Here is a 19,053-nt window from a genome sequence, read left to right on the forward strand (position 1 = left end):
AATTTTATGAATTGGTAATTTGGTAATTTGTCGCGCTGCCTGCACGCGTTTCGAAAATTACGAGATTACCCAATTACCAAATTGCCAAATGTCCGAGCTGATTCCCATCCCGCTCCCGCTGCAGCTCACGCGCGCGTTTCTGGAATATGAGCGCGAGGGGAAAATCTTCGACCTGCCGAAGGCGAAGTTCTTTCGCGGCCTGAGCGGTCTGGATACTTCCGTGACATTTCATGGCCGGCGCGCCGCCAATCCCGTCGGGCCCGCTGCCGGCCCGCACGATCAACTGGTGCAGAACATCGTTCTCTCCTGGCTCGCCGGCTCGCGCATCATCGAGCTCAAGACCGTGCAGATCATGGACGAGCTCAAAATCCCGCGCCCCTGCATTGACGCCACCAACGTCGGCTACAACGTCGAGTGGTCGCAGGAGCTGAAGCTGGAACAATCGTTGCGCGAGTACGTCGGCGCGATGATGTTCATCGAGATCCTCATAGCCTCGCGCCTGCTGGGCGAGGAATTCACCGGCCCCTTCACCGACACGATTTACGACATGAGCGTGGGCTACAGCCTGGAGGGCATCCGCTCGCCGCGCGTGCGCCAGTGGATCGAGAGCATGAAGGACGCGCGCGCCATCATTGACGAGCTGCGCGCCACGCTCACCGGCCCGTGGGCGCGCTATCGCGATCTGCCGTTCCCCACGCGCCTCAGCGACAGCATCACGCTCTCCACGTTCCACGGCTGCCCGGCGCACGAGATCGAGGGCATCGTCACCTTCCTGCTCACCGAGATGGACGTGCACGTCTGCATCAAGCTCAACCCCACGCTGCTCGGCTTCGAGCAGGTGAAACATGTGCTGCACGACGTGCTCGGCTATCGCGACATCCAGGTTGCCGCCGACGCCTTCGAGCACGACCTTCAGTTTGCCGATGCGCTCACCATGCTGCCGCGCCTGGCCGGGGTCGCGCGCTCCCGCGGCAAGCGCCTCGCCGTCAAATTCAGCAACACGCTGGTGGTGAAGAACCACCGCCGGATGTTCACCGACGAAGTCATGTACATGTCCGGCCCGCCGCTGCACGTGGTCACGCTCAACCTGGTGAAGAAATTCCGCGAGCACATGGGCGCCGCGTTTCCCATTTCGTTTTCCGCCGGCCTCGACCAGCACAACGTGTGCAACGCCGTTGCCATGAATTTCGTGCCCGTCACCACGTGCACCGACCTGCTGCGCCCCGGCGGCTACGCGCGGCTTCCCAAGTACCTGGAAAACCTGGGTGCGAAAATGCGCGAGCTCGGCGCGCCTCGGATTCATGACTTCGTCGTCCGCTACGCCGGCCAGGGCGAGGTGGCCATCAACTCCGTGGTGGCGGCACTCGCAAAGCGTTTTCCCGCCGCCGCCTCGGCCATTGACGACGTCGTCGCCTCGCGGCTGCAAGCCTGGCTCGCTAGCGCAGACCCACATCTGCCAACTGCGGGCAGATGTGGGGCACCACTGAATGAAGTTTGCGCCGACATCCGGCGCGAATTCACTCCTGGCCGCATCCCGCAGCTTCCGCATTCGCTCGCCGACGCCCTGCAGGACGAACTTGTCGGACTGGAGCGCACGCTGGTGGAAGCCGCGGGCGTGCTCAACACGCCCTCAATCGTGGACCGCACCACCGCCGACCCGCGCTATGGTTGGGAAAAGAACAAGGCGGTGCCGCGAAAGATCGGCTCCAAGCTGTGGCTCTACGACTGCATCAGTTGCGACAAGTGCGTTCCGGTCTGCCCCAACGACGCCAATTTCGTCTACGAGTCCGACGCCGCCGACTTCGCCTACAGCAATTACGAGTTGCTTCGGGGCGCCGAAGCGCGCCCTGTACCCGGCGGCACATTTAAGGTGGCGCGCGCGCATCAGCTCGCCAATTATGCCGACGCCTGCAACGACTGCGGCAATTGCGACGTCTTCTGCCCCGAAGACGGCGGCCCGCAAATCGAGAAGCCGCGCTTCTTCGGCAGCCTGGAGTCGTACCAGAAGTTTGCCGGCCGCAATGGCTTCTTCCTGGATTTTTCCAATGGCGGCAGTACGATTCACGGCACCATCGCCGGCAAGCCGTACCGGCTCACGTCGGTCGCGCAGCAGCAGCGCGCCGTTTTCGACGACGGCAGCGTGGAAATCCAAATCAGGACTACCGATCACGCGGTCCTGGCCTGGTCACTGAAACCGGGCGCGGCCGCGCCGCATAATGTCGACATGCTGCCCTACCTGCAGCTCAAGTTCCTGATGGACGCAGTTTCCCATCCGCGGCGCGCGCACTATGCCAATGTCGCGGCACTCACGGGGGCCAACCTTGCTCAATAAGGCGCTGTTCAAAGGTAAGGACTACATCACCACCGAGGAATGGTCGGAGGCGCAGATCGAAACCCTGCTCGCGGTTTCGGCCGATCTGAAGCGCAAGTTCAAGAACCGCGTTCCGCACCGCTACCTGCCCGACCAGACCATCTTCCTGATGTTCTTCGACAAGTCCACGCGCACGCGCAATTCGTTCGAAGCCGGGATCACGCAGCTCGGCGGCCACGCCCATTTCCTGACTGCCGACGTGATGCAGGTCTCGCACGGCGAAAGCCCGAAGGACACCGGCGTCATCCTCTCGCGCTACGGCCACGGCATCGCCATCCGCCACGACCTCATCCCCGGCGAGGGCAACGCCTACATGCGCGAAGTGGCGCGCTGGGCCGACGTGCCGGTCATCAACATGCAGTGCGACGTGGACCATCCCTGCCAGACGTTGGCCGACCTGATGACCATGCGCGAACAGCGCGGCCGCAACCTGCGCGGGCTGAAGGTCGCGGTCTCGTGGGCGTACGCGCCCAGCTACGCCAAGCCGCTCTCGGTGCCGCAAGGGTTGATCATGCTGCTGCCGCGCTTCGGCATTGACGTGACGCTGGCCCATCCGCCGGAATATTTCCTCATGCCGGAGACTATGCAGGCGGCGCGCGACAACGCCCGGCGCTGCGGAACCAAATTCTCCGTCACGAACGACATGGACGACGCTTTCCGCACGGCCGATGTCGTCATTCCCAAGAGCTGGGGCTGCCTCGACACCATGGGCCAGAACCCGCAGGAGTCGCTGCGCATCGCCACCCAGTACAAGCATTGGATCTGCGACGCTAACCGGCTGAAGCTCGCCAAGCCCGATGTGCTCTACATGCATCCGCTGCCCGCCGACCGCGGCAACGAGGTTACCGACGAAGTGATTGACGGCCCGCACTCCGTGGTTTACGACGAAGCGGAGAACCGCCTGCACACCTGCAAGGCGATCATGGCGCTGACCATGGCTGATCACGAGATTGAGTACGAAGAGGAGCCGGCCGCGGCCGCACGCGCATGACGGAAACCCTGGTTATCGCGCTCGGTGGGAACGCCATCACGCGTCCCGGTGAGCGCGGCACTATTCCGCAGCAGTTCGCGCACACGGCCGAGACGCTGGAACACCTGGTGCCGCTGTTTCGCAGCGACCGCCGCCTCGTCATCACGCACGGCAACGGCCCGCAGATCGGCAATATCCTCATCCGCTCCGAGGAAGGCGAGCGCCGCGTCCCGCCGCTGCCGCTGGATACCTGCGTCTCCGACTCGCAGGGCGGCATGGGCTACATGATCCAGCGCGTCGCCGACCAAATGTTCCGCCGCGAAGGCATCCGCCGCGAGTGTGCCACCGTGATCACCCAGGTGGTGGTCGACCGCAACGATCCGGATTTCGCGCACCCCTCCAAACCCGTTGGGTCGTTTCATTCCCCGGAAGAGCTGGAAAAACTGCGCGTCGAGAAGCCGCACTGGCGCATGAAGGAGATTGAACCAGGCCGGTGGCGGCGCGTGGTGCCCTCGCCGCGGCCGCTCGACATTCTGGAAAAAGAATCCATCGCCGCCATGCTCGAAGCCGGGGTCATCGTCGTTGCTTGCGGCGGCGGCGGAATTGCGGTCGCATGGGACGGCCCGAAACTCGTCGGCGTCGAGGGCGTCATCGACAAGGACCTCGCCTCCTGCCTGCTCGCCAAGCAAGTGCGCGCCAACCGGCTGATCATCGTCACTTCGGTGGACCAGGTGGCCATCTCCTTCGGCAAGCCGGGGCAGAGGTGGATCAGCAGCATTGGCGTGGACGATGCGCGCCGCTTGCTGGCCGCCGGCGAATTTCCGCCCGGTTCCATGGGGCCGAAGATCGAGGCCGCGATTGATTTCATCGAGAACGGTGGCGAGGAGTGCATTATCACCTCGACCGAGAAAGTCGCCGAAGCGGTCGAAGGCAGCGCCGGCACGCACCTCCTCGCAGCCTGGGGAAACCGTTCGCTGGCATTCAACGCGCCATGATCATCGAGAACGCCCGCATCCTGACCTTCGACTCGCACAACCGCGTGCTGGATTGCGGCACGGTCGAGGTGCGCGATGATGGCAGCATCGGCGCAGTCGGCAAAGATGCTGCGCGCAGCGATCAGGAACGGATTGACGCGCGCGGCCGCTTGCTCATGCCCGCGCTCATCAACTGCCACACCCATCTCTACAGCACGCTGGCGCGCGGCATCTCACTGCCGGGCGCGCCGCCCAAGAATTTTCCCGAAATTCTGAAGAAGCTGTGGTGGCGGCTCGACCGCGCGCTCAACCAACAGGACATCTATTACAGCGCACTGGTCGGCGTCATGGATTCGGCGCGCTGTGGCGTGGGCACGCTGGTGGACCACCATTCCAGTCCATCGGCGGTCAGCGGCAGCCTCGACGTGATCGAGCGTGCCTTTCGCGAAGTCGGATTGCGCGGGGTGCTCTGCTACGAGACCACCGACCGCAACGGCCCGAAGAACGCGCAGGAAGGGTTGGAGGAGAACGTCCGTCATATCGAGCGCGCACGGAAATCAGATGGGCTGGTGAACGCCAGCTTCGGGCTGCATGCCTCGTTTACCCTGAGCGATCGCACGCTGCGGCGCTGCGTGGAAGCGAACGACTCGCTCAAAGCCGGGTTCCACGTGCACGTCTCGGAAGACCGCAGTGACAACGAAGACGCGCGCCGCAAGTACGGGAAGTCTCCGGTGCGCCGGCTGCATGAACTCGGCGTGCTCGACGATCGTGCGCTGGCCGCGCACTGCATTCACGTAAGCGGCGCCGACATTACAGCGCTGGCGCGCCACCAGATCAACGTGGTTCACAACCCGCAATCGAATTGCAACAACGCGGTGGGAGCGGCACGCGTGCTGGAGATGGTGAAAGCCGGCGTGCTGGTCGGCCTGGGCTCCGACGGTTACAGCCCGCGCATGTGGGACGAGTTCAAGACCGCCTTCCACGTCCAGAAAATGCGGGCCGGCGATCCGCGCGTCGCCTACGCGGAGGCTTACGCGCTGGCGCTGCTCAACAATCGCACCATCGCCCGTAAAGTCTGGAACCTGGACATCGGGCGCATCGAAGCAGGCGCGCGCGCCGACCTTGTGCTCTATGACTATTTTCCGCCCACGCCGTTCACCCGCGACAACATCTTCGGCCACGCGCTGTTCGGCATTGCGCACGCGCCGGTGGATTCGCTGCTGGTGAACGGCCGCTTCGTCATTCGCGACCGGCAGTTCGTTCACGTGGACGAGCGCGCCGTCGCCGAAAAAGCCACCGCCTGCGCACGCGAATTATGGAGAAGATTCTGATGCCAGCACCCCGCCTGAAGCCGGAAGTCGGGTTCGGTCCGACCTACACTGAAATGCTTCATCCCGAAATGCTGCCTTCCGCGATCCGGCAGAAGGCGCTGGCGGCGCGCGCCAACGAGTTGGACCCGATCAACCTTTTCAACATCACCTGGCGCGCGCCGGACAATTCCATTCGCCACATCGTGCTTCCGAAGGAACTGACGGGCGTGGAGGCCAACATCATCGTGCTCGTGGGACGCGAGTTTCCCTCGGGCAGCCACAAGGTCGGCCCGGCCTACGCGACGCTGATGGAAGGTGAACTGGGGGGCGAGATCCATCGGGGCGAGAACACCATCATCGGCCCCTCGACCGGCAACTTTGGTATCGGCGTTGCCTATATCTCCAAGCTCATGGGGTATCCCGCCCTCGTCATCATGCCGGAGCAGATGAGCGCCGAGCGCTACCAGCGCATCCGGCAATACGGCGGCAAGCTCGATCTGACGCCCGGATCGGAGAGCGACGTCATCCTGGTACTGGAGCGCACCGAGGAATACAAGAAGGACCCGCGCAACAAGGTACTGGCGCAGTTCGAGCTGCTGCCGAATTACCGCTTCCACCGCCACGTGACCGGCGGCAGCGCACTGGAAGCGGCGCGCGCCTACGGAAACGGACAGGTGGCGGCGTTCGTCGCAGCTCCTGGCTCGGCAGGTACGCTGGCCGCGGGCGACGCGATCAAGGCGCAATTTCCCGACGCGGTCATCTGCGCGCCGGAGCCGCGCGAGTGCTCCACGCTGTCCAACAACGGCCGCGGAACGCATCGCATCGAGGGCATCGGCGACAAAATGGTCACCCTCATCCACAACGTGCTGACCACCGACTACGTGATGCTGATCCATGATGACGACTGCGTCGTCGGCCTCGAGTTGTTGCAGCAGCGGCAGGCGTTCCTCGAGAAGCTGCTGAAGCTGCGCGCGGGATTGCTGCGCCCATTCGACGGCGTCTTCGGCATTTCCAGCGTGTGCAACATCATGGGCGCAATACGGCTGGCGCGGCATCTCAATCTCGGGCCGCAGGACAACGTGGTCACGATTGCGACGGATGGCTTTGATCGTTATCCCTCCGTCCTCGCCGATCTGGCGAAGCGCAAACCGATGACGTCCGACAATGCGCTGCACGATTCGTTCGAGGCCATCTTCCGCGGCGGCTCTTCCGCGGACATTCTCGACGTCCGGCTTCGGCAGGAAAAGGAGCGGCTCTTCCGCTACAAGCAGGAGACGTGGAGCAAGTTCGGCTATTCCGATTCGTACCTGGAAAGCATGAAGTCGCAAGCGTTCTGGGAGGGAGAAGCGGCCAGGATCCCGGAGTTCGATGCAGCGCTACTGCAAGCGCGGAGAAGCTGAATTTCAGCCGTCCCTACGGGACTTCGTGTTCACCAGGATTCATTCCCGGCACTGAAGTGCCGGGCTATTTTCATTCGCCGCTACGCGGCTTGAGCGGCAGCGCCGTCCCGCGACAGCGACGTCCCGCATCTCGCCTCCATTCGCACAGATTCATTCCCGGCACTCAAGAGTTTGTGTGACGACTGGTCTGCCGTGTGTGCCCGTGGTACGAAACAGCGAAATCACAGCCCCAGCGGGGCGATTGAGAATAGCCCGCCGCTTCAGCGGCGGGGCTTAGTGGGAGAAATCGCCCAGTGCCGTAGGCACGACTGAAGCTCTCACACACACTCTGAGGTGCCGGGCCATTTTCATTCGCCGCCAGGCGGCTGACCTACCGCTCGGAGACGGCGTGGGCGCGCTGGGAGTGCAGTTGATGGAATTTCCAGGCGCTGGCGACCATATCCTCCAGCGAGCGTGTGGCTTTCCATCCCAGCAGCTTCTCCGCGCGTGAAGGATCGGCGAGCAAGGCGGGCGGATCACCAGGCCTGCGGCCCACGATGCGTTTCTTCAGCTCGCGCCCGAGCACGCGCTCAATCGTGGTCACCACCTCTTTCACCGTGTGACCCGTTCCGGTGCCCAGGTTGAGGAATCCGGACGCGCCGCCGCCGGCCAGGTATTCCAGGGCAAGCACGTGCGCTTCGGCCAGGTCCTCGACGTGGATGAAATCGCGAATACAGGTGCCGTCCGGCGTGTTGTAGTCGTCGCCGAAAATTTGCAGCTCGGCGCGCGCCCCGGTGGCCGATTGCAGCGCCGCGGGAATGAGGTGCGTCTCCGGGCTGTGAAGCTCGCCGATCTCGCCGCTCTCGTGGCATCCGGCGGCGTTGAAGTAACGCAGGCTCATGAAACGCAGGCCGTAGGCGGCATCGTAGGACTGCAGGGCGTATTCGAAGGCGAGTTTCGACATGCCGTAGGGGTTCATCGGCGCCTTGGGCGCGTCTTCCACGATGGGCACTTCGCGCGGATCGCCGTACACCGACGAGGTGGAAGAGAAGATGAAGCGGTGGACGCCGGCTTCCAGGCAGGTGTTGAGCAGCACCAGACCGTCGCGGACGTTGTTCTCGAAATATTTGCGCGGATTCTGCACCGATTCGCCCACCAGCGAATGAGCCGCGAAGTGCATGACGGCATCCGCGCCGCGGAGGGCGCGCCCCAGCGTGGCCGCGTCGCCCACGTGGCCTTCCACCAGTTCGAAGCCCTGGGCCAGTTCGCGATGGCCGGTGGAGAGATTGTCGTAGATCACGACATCGTGTCCGCGCCGCGCCAGGGCCCGCGCGCCGTGGCTGCCGATATAGCCGGCGCCGCCCGTCACCAGAACTCGCATCTTGCACCTCGGTTCTTGGGTATTAAACCGGGCCGCCCTTTTTATTGCAATCCGCCAGGCTGCCGGCTCATCAGCAAGTCAGTTTTTCAGCCGGTCAGTATGTCAGTATGTCAGTTTGTCAGTACAGCAGGAGTCCGATTCAGCGATGGCAACTGAGAAACTGAGAAACTGAATTACTGACAAACTAGAACCCTGAGGTCGGAATATGACTCGGCTCAACATTGCCAGCGGGACGCCGTGGGAGCCCGTGGTCGGCTATTCGCGCGCGGTGCGTATCGGACCGTACGTGCATGTCTCAGGAACCACCGCCACCGCGCCGGAGGGCGGCATCGTTGGCGCGGGCGACGCTTACGCGCAAGCGGTGCAGACGCTGCGCAATATCGAATGGGCGCTGGGGCAGGCCGGCGCGCGCCTGGAAAACGTGGTTCGCACCCGCATTTACCTGGTCCACATGGAGGACTGGGAAAAGGTCGGGCGAGCGCACGGCGAAGTCTTCGCCGAGATCCGCCCCGCCACCAGCATGATCGCGGTCGCACGCCTGATTTCTCCGGAGATGCTGGTTGAGATCGAGGCCGACGCCTACGTTGGCTAATAAAAATTGCGGGCCGTATAGCCCGCAATTCTTACTTACGCGCGACGCGCGACTAGTATCTCCGTCCTCCGCGGTCGTTGTACCCGGCGTCGTATCCGGCGCGATAGCCGTTGCGGAACGCATTCTTGTACGCCGTCTGGCTGCCCATCGAGGAGTTGTAGCCGCTGGTGCCGTTCTGATAGGTGCTGCTGTAGGTCGGACGGTAGCTGTGACCATTGTTGCGGTCCGCCCCCCCGTAAGACAGGCCGGTGTTATAGCCGTTCCTGTACCCGATGCTGGTTGGATCGTTGGCGCCGTAGCCGCCGTACGGATTGTTGCCGCCGTAGGGTCCGGAGGGACCGCGGTACGGGCCGCCATTGTTGCCGCCTCTGTAACCCTCATTCGTGCCATAACCGGCGCGGTAGCCGTTCAGGTACGCCTGACCTTCATTGCGCGGATGAAAGCCGCGCCTGTGCTCCCGGTCTTCGCGGCCGTCACGCAACCCGCGATCATAGGCGTTGTCCCGGCCGTTCTGGTACCCCCAGGTGCCCCAGCGGTCGTTGCCGTTGCCCTGCCACCAGGGCGCCTGTGCGAAGCTGGCGCTGGTCATCAGGAAAAATACCGCCACTGCTAAGGCCACCTTCGTAATTCTTGATGTCATGTTCACCTCCAACCTGTGGGGGCACGGAGTTACCGGCCCGCAGGGGAAACTTTCGGTTGACCAAGTGGCTGACATTGGTAACACACGTGCTGTACGTTTGTTGCGCTGCCTGGCATGCCGTTCGGCCCGGCTACAACCAGCCTTGAAACAGTAGTTCCGCCGCCCACCCCTGTCAAACCCCTTGGCCTGTCGGTCGTTCGGTCCTTCGGTCTAGATGCGTCACCTGGAACCTTGAGGCGGATAGACCGACAGACTGACTGACCGATAGATCCTTCAACGGCTAACGCCCCCGCGAAATGCTACATTGATAGCTTCATGTCCGCCCCCGAATCCCACTTTGTCCGTGCCTGCAAGGGCCAGCCAACGCCGGTAACGCCGGTGTGGTTCATGCGCCAGGCGGGCCGCTACATGGCCGAGTACCGCGAGGTGCGCAAGCACCATTCGATCGTCGAAATCTGCAAAACCCCCAAGCTGGCGGCGCAGGTCACCATTGAAGCCGCGGAGATTCTCGGCGTGGACGCGGCCATCATTTTTGCCGACCTGCTGCTGCCCCTTGAAGTGATGGGCATTCCCTTCCACTTCCAGGCGGGCGAAGGTCCGGTGATCGAGAAACCGGTGCGCACCGCCGGGGATGTGCACGCGTTGCGCGTGGACCTGGCCGGCGATCTCAATTACGTTGCGGAATCGGTGCGGCTGGTGGTGCAGCACTGCGGGTCGAAGCTGCCGGTCATCGGCTTCTGCGGCGCGCCCTTTACCCTGGCCAGCTACATGATCGAAGGCGGCGGCTCGCGCAACTACGTCGAGACCAAGAAGCTCATGTACCGCACCCCCGACGCCTGGGACGAGATGATGGCCAAGCTCATCTCCGTGCTCGGCGATTACGTGATCGAGCAGGCGCGCAGCGGCGCCGACGTGGTGCAGGTCTTCGATTCCTGGGCCGGGTGCCTCAGCCCCGCCGACTACCGGCGGTTCGTGCTGCCGCGTACCGCGGAACTGGTGCAGCGCGTCAAGCACGCCGGCGTGCCGGTGATTTATTTCGGCACCGACACGGCCACGCTGCTGCCGGCGATGAAGGAAACCGGCGCCGACGTGATCGGCGTGGACTGGCGCATCCCGCTCGACGCCGCGTGGAAGAACATCGGCGGCGGCGCCGTGCAGGGCAATCTGGATCCCGTGGTGCTGTTCGCCAACAAGAAGGAAATCCACGCGCAGGCGCAAGACGTGCTGCAGCGCGCCGGCGGACGCCCCGGCCACATTTTCAACCTCGGCCACGGCATTCTGCCCGACACCCCCGTGGACCACGTAAAGGACCTCTGCGACTTCGTGCACCACTATTCGGCGAAGTACGCGACGGCCGCCCGGGTCGAATGGTTCGGCGAATCACAATGACCTCTCCAACCGCGAATTCCAATCGGCCGTCGACCGCCGACCGTCGACCGTCGACGGGGGTCCTCCTGCTCGCCCACGGCAGTCCCGACACGCCTGACGAGGTCCCGGACTTCCTGCGCAACATCGCCGGACGCGATCTCCCTCCGCACGTCGTGGAAGAGGTCAAGCATCGCTACCGGCTCATCGGCCACTCGCCGCTCACGGAAATCACGCTCCAGCAGGCCGCTGGCGTAGAACGCGAATTGGAGCGCGTTCGCCCTCGAACGCGGGTGTACGTAGGCATGCGCAATTGGAAGCCGTTCGTCGCCGACGCCGTCCAGCAGATGTCCGCCGACGGAATCTCGCGCGCGGTCGTCATTTGCCTGGCGCCGCAGAATTCTCAGGCCAGCGTTGGGCTTTACCGGCGCGCGCTGGGCGAACCACCGTTCGCCATCGACTTTGTTGAGAACTGGCACGATCACCCGCTGCTCATCCGCGCCTTTGCCGAAAAGCTGCAAGCGGGCTGGAAGCGCGCCGGCGACGAAATGGGCGCGCGCGTGCCCATCATCTTTACCGCGCACAGTGTTCCAACGCAAACCATCGAGGCCGGCGATCCTTACGAGCAGCAGGCGAAGGAAACCGCGGAGATGGTCGCCATGGACGTGCCGTCGCTCCACCGCGACGACTGGACCTTCGCCTTCCAGAGCCAGGGCATGTCCGGCGGCACATGGCTCGGGCCGACGGTCGAGGACACGATTCGCGCGCTCCAAGCCCAAGGACACCGCGGCGTGTTCATCCAGCCGATTGGGTTTGTTTGCGACCACGTCGAGGTGCTGTACGACATTGACATCGGCTTCCGGCAGTTCGCCGAGAAGCACGGCATCCGGCTGTGGCGCGCCGAGTCGCTGAACGATTCGCCTACGTTCTTGGCCGCGATTGCCGACGTTGCGCGCTCGCGCCTGGTGCAGCCGGAACCCACGAAACCGCTGGTGCAGATCAAAGGAGAGGATTAACCACGGATTGACACAGATTTTCACGGATCATTTTTCAAAAGATTTATCCGTGTGAATCCGTGCAAATCCGCGGTTAAGATTTTTCATGAAGCGAATCGCAATCATCGGCGGCGGCACCAGCGGACTGAGCGCCGCGATCACGCTGGAGCGCGCGCGGGCTGCGGGCGCAGAACTCGAATACGCTATCTTCGAAGCCGCGCCGCGCCTGGGCGGCGTACTGGTCACGGAGCGCGTGGACGATTGCCTGGTCGAAGCCGGGCCTGATTCTTTCCTGACCGAAAAATCCTGGGGCCTGGATTTCGTGCGCTCGCTCGGGCTGGGCGACCAACTCATCGGCTCCAATGATCCCGATCGCATCACCTACATCCTCGTCAAGGGCCGGCTGGTCCCGATTCCCGACGGCCTGATGTTCATGGTGCCGACCAAGATCGCGCCCATCCTTTCGACGCCCCTGTTCTCCTTCCGCGCCAAGCTGCGCTTCGCCCGCGAATACTTCCAGAAACCCAATGCGCGCGGCGGCGAACGCGACGAAACCGTCGCCGAACTGGTGGAGCGCCACTTCGGCCCGGAGATGGTGGAGCGCCTGGCTGACCCGCTGCTGGCCGGCGTGTATGGCGGAGCGGCCGCCGACCTCAGCGCCGCCGCCGTGTTGCCGCGCTTTGTCGAGATGGAAAGGCGCTATGGCTCGCTCAGCCGCGGCATGCTCGAAGCGCGCAAGCAACGCGAGCAAGCCGTGCGCACCGGCGCGAGCAGCGCACGCGGGGCGCCGCGTCCGCTGTTTACCTCACTCAAGAATGGGATGCAGCAACTGGTGGACACCATTGTGCCCCAGCTCGCCGAGGGCGCCGCGCGCACCGGCTACAAGGTGGTCGCGCTCGGCCGCCACGGCACGGGGTCCCCAGCACGCGCCGGTTTTGCGCGTGATGGGGTGTCCGAGAAGTGGATCGTCGCCCCCGAGCAGGGCTCGATGGAAGAATTCGACGGGGTCATCATGGCGCTTCCGGCCAACCAGGCGGGACGCCTGCTGGAAAGAATCAGCGCGCCGCTGGCGGAGGAGTTGCAGCAGGTTCCCTACAGTTCCTCGATGGTCGTGGTCTGCGGCTACGACCAGCGCGATCTCGCCTCCGTGCCGCCGGGATTCGGGTTTCTGGTTCCACGCAGCGAGGGCCGCAGCATCCTGGCCTGCACCTTCGTGCACGTGAAGTTTCCGCACCGCGCGCCGCCCGGCCGCGGCCTGGTGCGCTGCTTTATCGGCGGCTGGGGAAACGAGGCGGTGCTCGACACGCCCGACGATGAAGTGTTCGCCGCCGTCGCCAAGGACCTGCGTGACATCGTCGGCATTACCGCCGCGCCCCGCTTCGCGCGCGTGTACCGCTGGCGCGGCGCCATGGCGCAGTACGTCCGCGGCCACCTGGCGCGGGTGCGGCGGATTGAAGAATTGCGGCGCGGGATTCCGGGGCTGGAGCTGGCGGGAAACGCCTATCGCGGCATCGGGGTTCCGGACTGCATTGCGTCGGGACAGGCGGCGGCGACAGCGCTGCTGGCCAATCGCAACGCCTGATGGTGGCGGCCTAGTCGGGCGAGTCCTTGGGGTCGTTCCAGCTCGCCACCATCCACCGGGTACCGCAATCGTTGCACCGCAAGGGCCACAAGCGAATCCACGACAAGAGGATTTCTCCTCGATTGGCGCGGTGCGAACGCCCGACGTCTGTGCTGCCGCACGCCGGACAGCGTGCTTTCGAGATCAAATATCGCAGGATCGGAATAAGGCAAACAATACTCCAAGCGCCAATCACAGTGCAATTCAAACCAGACGGTGATAGATTCAGTGGCCGTCGGGTAGGTTGCGATTAGTCTGGCAAACGCTCCTCAACTCACTGAGCACATCGGATGTCGAAGTCCATCACCATGTCGCGCCTGTTTGCGCTGGTCATGCCGATCAAGCGCTGCCCTCGCTGCGGCAGCCACAAGGTCGATCGCCTGCCGTCGGGAAAGCCGGCAGCGCAGGCGCTGAAGTTATTCGGGCTGCATCTGAAAAGTTGCCACGACTGCCTGCTGCGGCTGTATTCCTGGCGCCACTAGACAACCCTGATTCGCCCGCCTTGGTTGTGATCCACGTCACGGCCACTGCCCACCCCGGCGGGTAGTCTGTATCCCAGTGAAGCTCATCTACTCTGTCGACAAATGTCCGAACTGCGATGGCGAGCTCCATCGTTCTCACCGGCGGGGCATGGTCGAATCAGTTGCCTTTCGCCTGCTCCTGATTCGAGCGTATCGCTGCGACCGTTGCGGCCAGCGCTACTACATACCGCCAACCCTCGTCTTTGAGGGCAGCCGGCCGGAAATCCCCACCGACCCTGACCTTCGCCATACCGATTGATTTCTGAGCCATAACCCTTCTCCCCGGTTAACCCCAAAAAGGCGCACGCGCAACGGTGAGGCCCGTCACCGTATTTATTGGCTCCAGGTGGTAGTTGTTCGGGTTGTACCTTGCCGCCGGGACAGCCGCGGCGGGCAAGCGCACGAAGAGGAGGCGACCGTGGCAATCATCACCATATCGAGAGGATCGTTTAGCGGCGGCAAGATGCTGGCCGAGGCTCTCGCCCGCAGGCTCGGATACCGCTACATTGATCGCAACCAGGTGATCCGCAAGGCGGCGGAATGGGGCGTGTCGCAGGACGATCTGCGGACAGCCATCGAAAAGCCGCCCAGCTTTTTCGGCCAGTCGCAGCACACCAAGTACATTTACCTGGCCTTCATCCAGGCGGCGCTGGCCGAGGACGTCCGGCACGGCGACGCCATCTACCACGGTCTCGCCGGCCATCTTCTCCTCGGCAAGGGACTGCACATTCTGCGCACGCGCATCATTGCGCCGATGGAATTCCGTATCGCCCAGGTGCAGGAGCGCATGAACTTGAAACGCAAGGAAGCGGTCGAGTACATCGAAACCGTCGACGCCGACCGGCGCAAGTGGACGCGCTTCCTCTATGGCGTGGATTGGGCTGACGCTTCGCTCTACGACGTGGTGCTCAACCTGGAGCAGATGAGCATCGAGGAAGCTTGCGAGGGCATCTGTGCCCTGGCGGAGTCGAAGAGCTTTCAGCCCACGGCCGAGACGCAGGCGGCGATCGAGGACCTGGCGCTGGCCAGCTGCGTCAAGGCCAACCTGGCGATGAATCCGGCTACCTGCGACCTGCAGTTTGAGGTGGTGGCGCGCAGCGGCTCGGTGTCGGTCAAGGGCGACATTGACACGCCGGGGCAGGCAAAGAAGATCCGCGCCTTCGTGGAAGCGATCCCTGGCGTGAGCAAGCTGAACCTGGAAGAGCTGGCACTGACCAACCGGCTTTGAAGGGGCGCAACGAAGACTGCTGGTGAGAGTATCTGTGCCCTTCTCAGCGACGGTGGGGCGTGATCTGCATGCGGCCGCGTGCACTATGTCTGATGTGCAAGATAACAATTGCTGCTACTACCACAAGCAGCAAAGCTGTGAATGCCAACAGCGAATCGGCCGGACTTGATGGAGACGGCGCGCGCGATGCGTGGTGTCCCAGCATCCGAGTGGCGTGTACCAACTTACGCTCCAACATCCGAATGTCCCAGAAAACCGTGGCCATCTCGAAGCTAATCAGAAATGCAGCCGCATAGAACACGTGGGGCCTTGAATCCGCGAACGCGACAACCCGCGGCACAATGGCGGATTGCAACCTTTCGGCCCGGAGCACTGCCCACGCCACAGCCACTCCGATTACAGCACCTGCAACCATATCGGACGCGTAGTGGTAACCAAAGTAGACCCGGGGGAAGCAGATCCATCCTGCCGTGTACAGCACAATGGGAACTCTGAGACGGGGTAACAGGACTATGAGGCCAAATGCGAGGGCCCAGAAGTATGTTGCCGTATCGCTGGGAAATGAATTCCATTGTGCGAAAGAAGCGTCGATCGGAACCGACCAGTGGTGTTCCAAGTTCGGAACGTAGATGGGCCGAAGGCGAAGGGGCGTGGCCGCTGCTAGGATTCTAGTTACCACAACCGCGAGCACTGTCGCGGACATGATGGTGATGATCGCCTTTCGACGCTTTTCCCGGTCTGATTCGCCGCGGAACCAAAGCCACCAGTATGCGGCAAGAATCAAGCCACCCTTGAGAATTCGCTCCGATTCTTGGAAGTAGACGAGGCGGTCGATGAACCAATTGCCGGCAAAGCGGCTCAAGAAGTGATAAGTGCCAAGGTCGAAGCCCTGCACGATGTCAAGGAAGTATTTCATTCAGCACTCTAGGGCGGCCGCCCCACCGACACCGCCCGGCCAAACGTACCCGGTGAAACGGTTACGCTTCTACCGCCGAATATATTAAGGTTTCCTTAAGTGTAAGTGCAACGACCGTATTCGGGGGTTACCAACGCAATACCCGCTCAAACGGAGGCATTGCATCGCAGGGCCAATCGATCGGAATGCGGGAAATACGGACAGTAACCCAACACGTATCCGCAGCCATTCCTTCGCGTCATCCGGCTACAATTGGGGTTCTAAGGACGTGGGGTGAAGCGATGAAAAGGCTGTTTCTTCTTGCCGCCGTGTTTCTGCTGGCGTCGTTCGCCGCCGCCCAAGACAAGCCTGCGCCATCCGAAGATGGCATGGACCATGCCATGCACGCCATGTCCCGCCGCCACATGGACATGGGCCCGCACATGAAGATGACCGAGATGCGGCCCGTGCGCCCCGGCGATCAACAGCGCGCCGACGAGATCGTGCAGGCGGCCAAAGGCGTCATGCAGCGCTACGCCGATTATCACGACGCGCTCGCCGACGGCTTCCGCATCTTCCTGCCCAACATGAAGCAGAAGATGTATCACTTCACCAACGCCGGGTACGCGATGGAAGCGGCGTTCCGGCTGAACCCGGACCATCCGACGTCGCTGCTGTACGAGAAAGCCAGTGACGGCGGTTATAAGCTGATCGGGCTGATGTACACCGCGCCCGCGCGAGTCAATGCGGACGAGATGGACTCGCGCGTTCCGCTGAGCATCGCGCGCTGGCACGAGCACGTGAACTTTTGTGCCGCGCCCCGCGGCCGCGAGAGCGAATACTTCGGCCCCAAGGCAAAGTTCGGATTGCTGGGCTCCATTTCCACCGAGCAGGAATGCACCGCCGCCGGCGGCAGGTTCCGTCCGCAGATTTTCGGCTGGATGGTGCACGTCTATCCCAACGAGAAGACGCAGGACTCGATCTGGTCGGTCGAGCGGCAGATGGAACATCATCACGGCGGGCAGTAGCGAAGCTCACCACGGAGACACGGAGGCATGGAGGGGAATTTGGTAATTTCGTAAATTGGTAATTTGGTAATTCTTGAACCCGAGTACGTTCGATGTGAATTACGAAACCGGCAGATTACCAAATTACCCAATTACCAAATCACGAAATGCTCGGTGCCTCCGTGGTGGATGAGTTTCATTTCGCGGTGACAGTAACCTTTGACTCCGCAACCCACCCATCGTATCCGCCGAGCACGTCGGTAACATTGCGAAAGCCGGCGCGGCGGAGCAGGCTGGCGGCGATGATGCTGCGGTAGCCGCCCTTGCAGTGCACCGCGATGGGCGCGTCGCGGTCGAGCGAGGGCAGGGCGCGCGGAAAGTCGTCGAGCGCGTGCCAGTGCGCGCCCTCGATGTGGCCCGACTGCCACTCGGGTTCGCGGCGGACATCGAGCACGGTGAGTTGCTCCAGGCGTTCGCGCAACTGTGCGGCCGTGATCTGCGGAATCTTTTCCAGAGAGTTGCCCGCCTCTTCCCAGCCGCGTACACCATTCTTCAGATAACCGATGACGCGCTCGATGCCGACGCGTGCCAGCCGCAGGCGCGCCTCCTGCGCTTTCTCGTCCGATTCGGCGATGACGATCATCCTGGCGCCGACGCCCAGCACCGTTCCCGCCCACGAGGCGAACTGGCCGCCCAGCCCGATGTTCACCGAACCCGGAACGTGGCCGCGCGCGAAGTCGTCGCCGGCGCGCGTGTCCAGCAGGACGTAGCCGTGGGCTTGCGCCTCGCGCACGTCGTCGGGAGAAAGTGCGGGCAGCGGCGGCAGGTCCTGCAACGCTGCGGCGCCTTCGCGGTTGATGGCCGCGTCCTCGGCAAAATATTGCGGGCGCGGCGGAAGGTGCGTGGTCAGTTCTTGGATGAAGTCGTCGCGGGTTTTCACCTGCAGCGCCGCGTTGGTGAGGCGCTCGGACCCGATGGTGGAGAAGCGGTCGGCGCGCATGTTGCGGCCGCACAGCGAGCCCGCGCCGTGCGCCGGATACACCAGCACCTCGTCGGGCAGCGTAAGCAGCTTCTGGTGGAGGCTGTCGTAGAGGGCGCCGGCCAGTTGCTGCGGCGTGTAGCCCTCGGCCAGGTCGGGGCGTCCCACGTCGCCAATGAACAGCGTGTCGCCGGTGAGCACGGCCCAGGCTTGGTCGGCGCTCTTCTCGCGGTCGACGATCACCAGGCACGTGCTTTCCGGTGTGTGACCGGGAGTTTCCAGCGCCCGGATTTCGACTTCGCCGAACTGGAGCGAGAAGCCGTCGCGCAGGGCTACGTGCGGGAACTTGGCGCCGGCGCGTTCCCCGATGTAGATTTTCGCGCCCGTACGCTGTGCCAGCTCTTTGTGGCCGGAGACGAAGTCAGCGTGCAGATGGGTTTCGAAGATGTGGGCGATCTTCAGGCCGTGCTCTTCGGCGGCCTTGAGGTAGATTTCGATGTCGCGCTGCGGATCGACAATGGCAGCAATGCCGCCGGAGCCGATCAGGTAGGAAGCGTGCGCCAGACAGTTCAGGTAAAACTGCTCGAATTGCATCGCGAGCCACCCTCCCCGACGGACAGCTTATCACCGGAATAGTACCTGGTACCTAAGTACCTAGTACCTGGTTGCAAAAATCGGTTCTTGGGTAGGGCACGGCTTCAGCCGTGCCGCTCGAGGCCGCAAAAATAGTGGGCTTTAGCCCCTGAGGGACATTTTTCTGAAGCGATAACATAATTTTTGTTGCATGGTCCCGGGCCCCGAGGCGCGTTTGTAACTCGGTACTCG

16 protein-coding genes are annotated in these 19,053 nt (G+C 63.1%); 12 read left to right on the plus strand and 4 right to left on the minus strand.

The genetic code is table 11. The features are described from left to right. Positions 1-88 precede the first annotated feature (88 nt). Genes LAN70_01245 through LAN70_01265 form a run of 5 tightly spaced genes read left to right on the plus strand, consistent with a single transcriptional unit; the run spans position 89 to position 7,025 of the window. Entirely contained in the window at positions 89-2,332 is a 2,244-nt protein-coding gene (locus LAN70_01245; protein MBZ5509773.1) for a glutamate synthase, read from the plus strand. Further along, positions 2,295-3,362 carry an ornithine carbamoyltransferase gene (locus LAN70_01250; GenBank protein MBZ5509774.1) on the plus strand — a complete coding sequence of 356 codons (1,068 nt, stop codon included), beginning with the start codon at positions 2,295-2,297 and terminating at the stop codon, positions 3,360-3,362. The genes LAN70_01245 and LAN70_01250 overlap by 38 nt, the downstream gene beginning before the upstream one ends. Next, a complete protein-coding gene (locus tag LAN70_01255; GenBank protein ID MBZ5509775.1) occupies positions 3,359-4,336 on the plus strand; it encodes a carbamate kinase in 978 nt (325 codons plus the stop codon). The genes LAN70_01250 and LAN70_01255 overlap by 4 nt, the downstream gene beginning before the upstream one ends. After that, positions 4,333-5,646, plus strand: a complete 1,314-nt coding sequence (gene ssnA, locus LAN70_01260) for a putative aminohydrolase SsnA (protein ID MBZ5509776.1) — start codon at positions 4,333-4,335, stop codon at positions 5,644-5,646. The genes LAN70_01255 and ssnA overlap by 4 nt, the downstream gene beginning before the upstream one ends. Then, entirely contained in the window at positions 5,646-7,025 is a 1,380-nt protein-coding gene (locus LAN70_01265) for a pyridoxal-phosphate dependent enzyme (GenBank protein MBZ5509777.1), read from the plus strand. The genes ssnA and LAN70_01265 overlap by 1 nt, the downstream gene beginning before the upstream one ends. 370 nt (positions 7,026-7,395) lie before the next feature. On the opposite strand, the gene galE is transcribed toward LAN70_01265, so the two are convergent. Beyond that, on the minus strand, positions 7,396-8,385 hold the full coding sequence (gene galE / locus LAN70_01270; protein MBZ5509778.1) for a UDP-glucose 4-epimerase GalE: 990 nt from the start codon (positions 8,383-8,385) through the stop codon (positions 7,396-7,398). A 205-nt stretch (positions 8,386-8,590) separates the two neighbouring features. Between galE and LAN70_01275 the strand changes: the two genes are divergently transcribed. Next, positions 8,591-8,977: a RidA family protein gene (locus LAN70_01275; GenBank protein ID MBZ5509779.1), complete on the plus strand. Its 387-nt coding sequence runs from the start codon at positions 8,591-8,593 to the stop codon at positions 8,975-8,977. A gap of 52 nt (positions 8,978-9,029) precedes the next feature. On the opposite strand, the gene LAN70_01280 is transcribed toward LAN70_01275, so the two are convergent. Then, positions 9,030-9,617, minus strand: a complete 588-nt coding sequence (locus LAN70_01280) for a hypothetical protein (protein ID MBZ5509780.1) — start codon at positions 9,615-9,617, stop codon at positions 9,030-9,032. A 315-nt stretch (positions 9,618-9,932) separates the two neighbouring features. On the opposite strand from LAN70_01280, the gene hemE reads away from it, so the two are divergent. The 5 genes from hemE (at position 9,933) to LAN70_01305 (ending at position 15,347) form a co-directional block, all read left to right on the plus strand. Continuing rightward, positions 9,933-11,006 carry a uroporphyrinogen decarboxylase gene (gene hemE / locus LAN70_01285; protein MBZ5509781.1) on the plus strand — a complete coding sequence of 358 codons (1,074 nt, stop codon included), beginning with the start codon at positions 9,933-9,935 and terminating at the stop codon, positions 11,004-11,006. After that, positions 11,003-11,998 (plus strand): ferrochelatase, encoded by a 996-nt coding sequence (gene hemH / locus LAN70_01290; protein MBZ5509782.1) that lies wholly within the window; start codon positions 11,003-11,005, stop codon positions 11,996-11,998. Before hemE ends, hemH begins: the two co-directional genes overlap by 4 nt. Positions 11,999-12,083: 85 nt before the next feature. Beyond that, complete coding sequence (gene hemG / locus LAN70_01295; protein ID MBZ5509783.1) at positions 12,084-13,559, plus strand: protoporphyrinogen oxidase; 1,476 nt, start codon at positions 12,084-12,086, stop codon at positions 13,557-13,559. 329 nt (positions 13,560-13,888) lie between these two features. Beyond that, positions 13,889-14,080: a hypothetical protein gene (locus tag LAN70_01300; GenBank protein MBZ5509784.1), complete on the plus strand. Its 192-nt coding sequence runs from the start codon at positions 13,889-13,891 to the stop codon at positions 14,078-14,080. 457 nt (positions 14,081-14,537) lie between these two features. Next, complete coding sequence (locus LAN70_01305; GenBank protein ID MBZ5509785.1) at positions 14,538-15,347, plus strand: cytidylate kinase-like family protein; 810 nt, start codon at positions 14,538-14,540, stop codon at positions 15,345-15,347. Positions 15,348-15,390: 43 nt separating this feature from the next. Here the strand turns inward: LAN70_01305 and LAN70_01310 are convergent, their stop codons facing one another. After that, a complete protein-coding gene (locus LAN70_01310; protein MBZ5509786.1) occupies positions 15,391-16,263 on the minus strand; it encodes a phosphatase PAP2 family protein in 873 nt (290 codons plus the stop codon). Between the two features lie 281 nt (positions 16,264-16,544). Here LAN70_01310 and LAN70_01315 point away from each other — a divergent pair, with 281 nt between their 5' ends. Further along, entirely contained in the window at positions 16,545-17,270 is a 726-nt protein-coding gene (locus LAN70_01315; protein ID MBZ5509787.1) for a hypothetical protein, read from the plus strand. A gap of 175 nt (positions 17,271-17,445) precedes the next feature. Here LAN70_01315 and LAN70_01320 read toward each other — a convergent pair whose 3' ends face one another. After that, the gene (locus LAN70_01320; GenBank protein MBZ5509788.1) at positions 17,446-18,822 is read right to left on the minus strand and encodes an MBL fold metallo-hydrolase; all 1,377 of its coding nucleotides are present in this window, start codon (positions 18,820-18,822) and stop codon (positions 17,446-17,448) included. Between the last annotated feature and the right edge of the window lie 231 nt (positions 18,823-19,053).

The sequence above is a fragment of the Terriglobia bacterium genome, from assembly GCA_020072845.1.
Lineage (GTDB): Bacteria > Acidobacteriota > Terriglobia > Terriglobales > Acidobacteriaceae > JAIQGF01.

Excerpts from the sequence above, each read along its gene's own strand:
- LAN70_01245 (MBZ5509773.1), top strand. The coding sequence starts at position 89 with ATGTCCGAGCTGATTCCCATCCCGCTCCCGCTGCAGCTCACGCGCGCG.
- LAN70_01255 (MBZ5509775.1), top strand. The coding sequence starts at position 3,359 with ATGACGGAAACCCTGGTTATCGCGCTCGGTGGGAACGCCATCACGCGT.
- LAN70_01300 (MBZ5509784.1), top strand. The coding sequence starts at position 13,889 with ATGTCGAAGTCCATCACCATGTCGCGCCTGTTTGCGCTGGTCATGCCG.
- hemH (MBZ5509782.1), top strand. The coding sequence starts at position 11,003 with ATGACCTCTCCAACCGCGAATTCCAATCGGCCGTCGACCGCCGACCGT.
- LAN70_01275 (MBZ5509779.1), top strand. The coding sequence starts at position 8,591 with ATGACTCGGCTCAACATTGCCAGCGGGACGCCGTGGGAGCCCGTGGTC.
- LAN70_01280 (MBZ5509780.1), bottom strand. The coding sequence starts at position 9,617 with ATGACATCAAGAATTACGAAGGTGGCCTTAGCAGTGGCGGTATTTTTC.
- hemG (MBZ5509783.1), top strand. The coding sequence starts at position 12,084 with ATGAAGCGAATCGCAATCATCGGCGGCGGCACCAGCGGACTGAGCGCC.
- hemE (MBZ5509781.1), top strand. The coding sequence starts at position 9,933 with ATGTCCGCCCCCGAATCCCACTTTGTCCGTGCCTGCAAGGGCCAGCCA.
- LAN70_01310 (MBZ5509786.1), bottom strand. The coding sequence starts at position 16,263 with ATGAAATACTTCCTTGACATCGTGCAGGGCTTCGACCTTGGCACTTAT.
- LAN70_01265 (MBZ5509777.1), top strand. The coding sequence starts at position 5,646 with ATGCCAGCACCCCGCCTGAAGCCGGAAGTCGGGTTCGGTCCGACCTAC.
- LAN70_01315 (MBZ5509787.1), top strand. The coding sequence starts at position 16,545 with ATGAAAAGGCTGTTTCTTCTTGCCGCCGTGTTTCTGCTGGCGTCGTTC.
- LAN70_01320 (MBZ5509788.1), bottom strand. The coding sequence starts at position 18,822 with ATGCAATTCGAGCAGTTTTACCTGAACTGTCTGGCGCACGCTTCCTAC.
- galE (MBZ5509778.1), bottom strand. The coding sequence starts at position 8,385 with ATGCGAGTTCTGGTGACGGGCGGCGCCGGCTATATCGGCAGCCACGGC.
- LAN70_01250 (MBZ5509774.1), top strand. The coding sequence starts at position 2,295 with ATGTCGCGGCACTCACGGGGGCCAACCTTGCTCAATAAGGCGCTGTTC.
- ssnA (MBZ5509776.1), top strand. The coding sequence starts at position 4,333 with ATGATCATCGAGAACGCCCGCATCCTGACCTTCGACTCGCACAACCGC.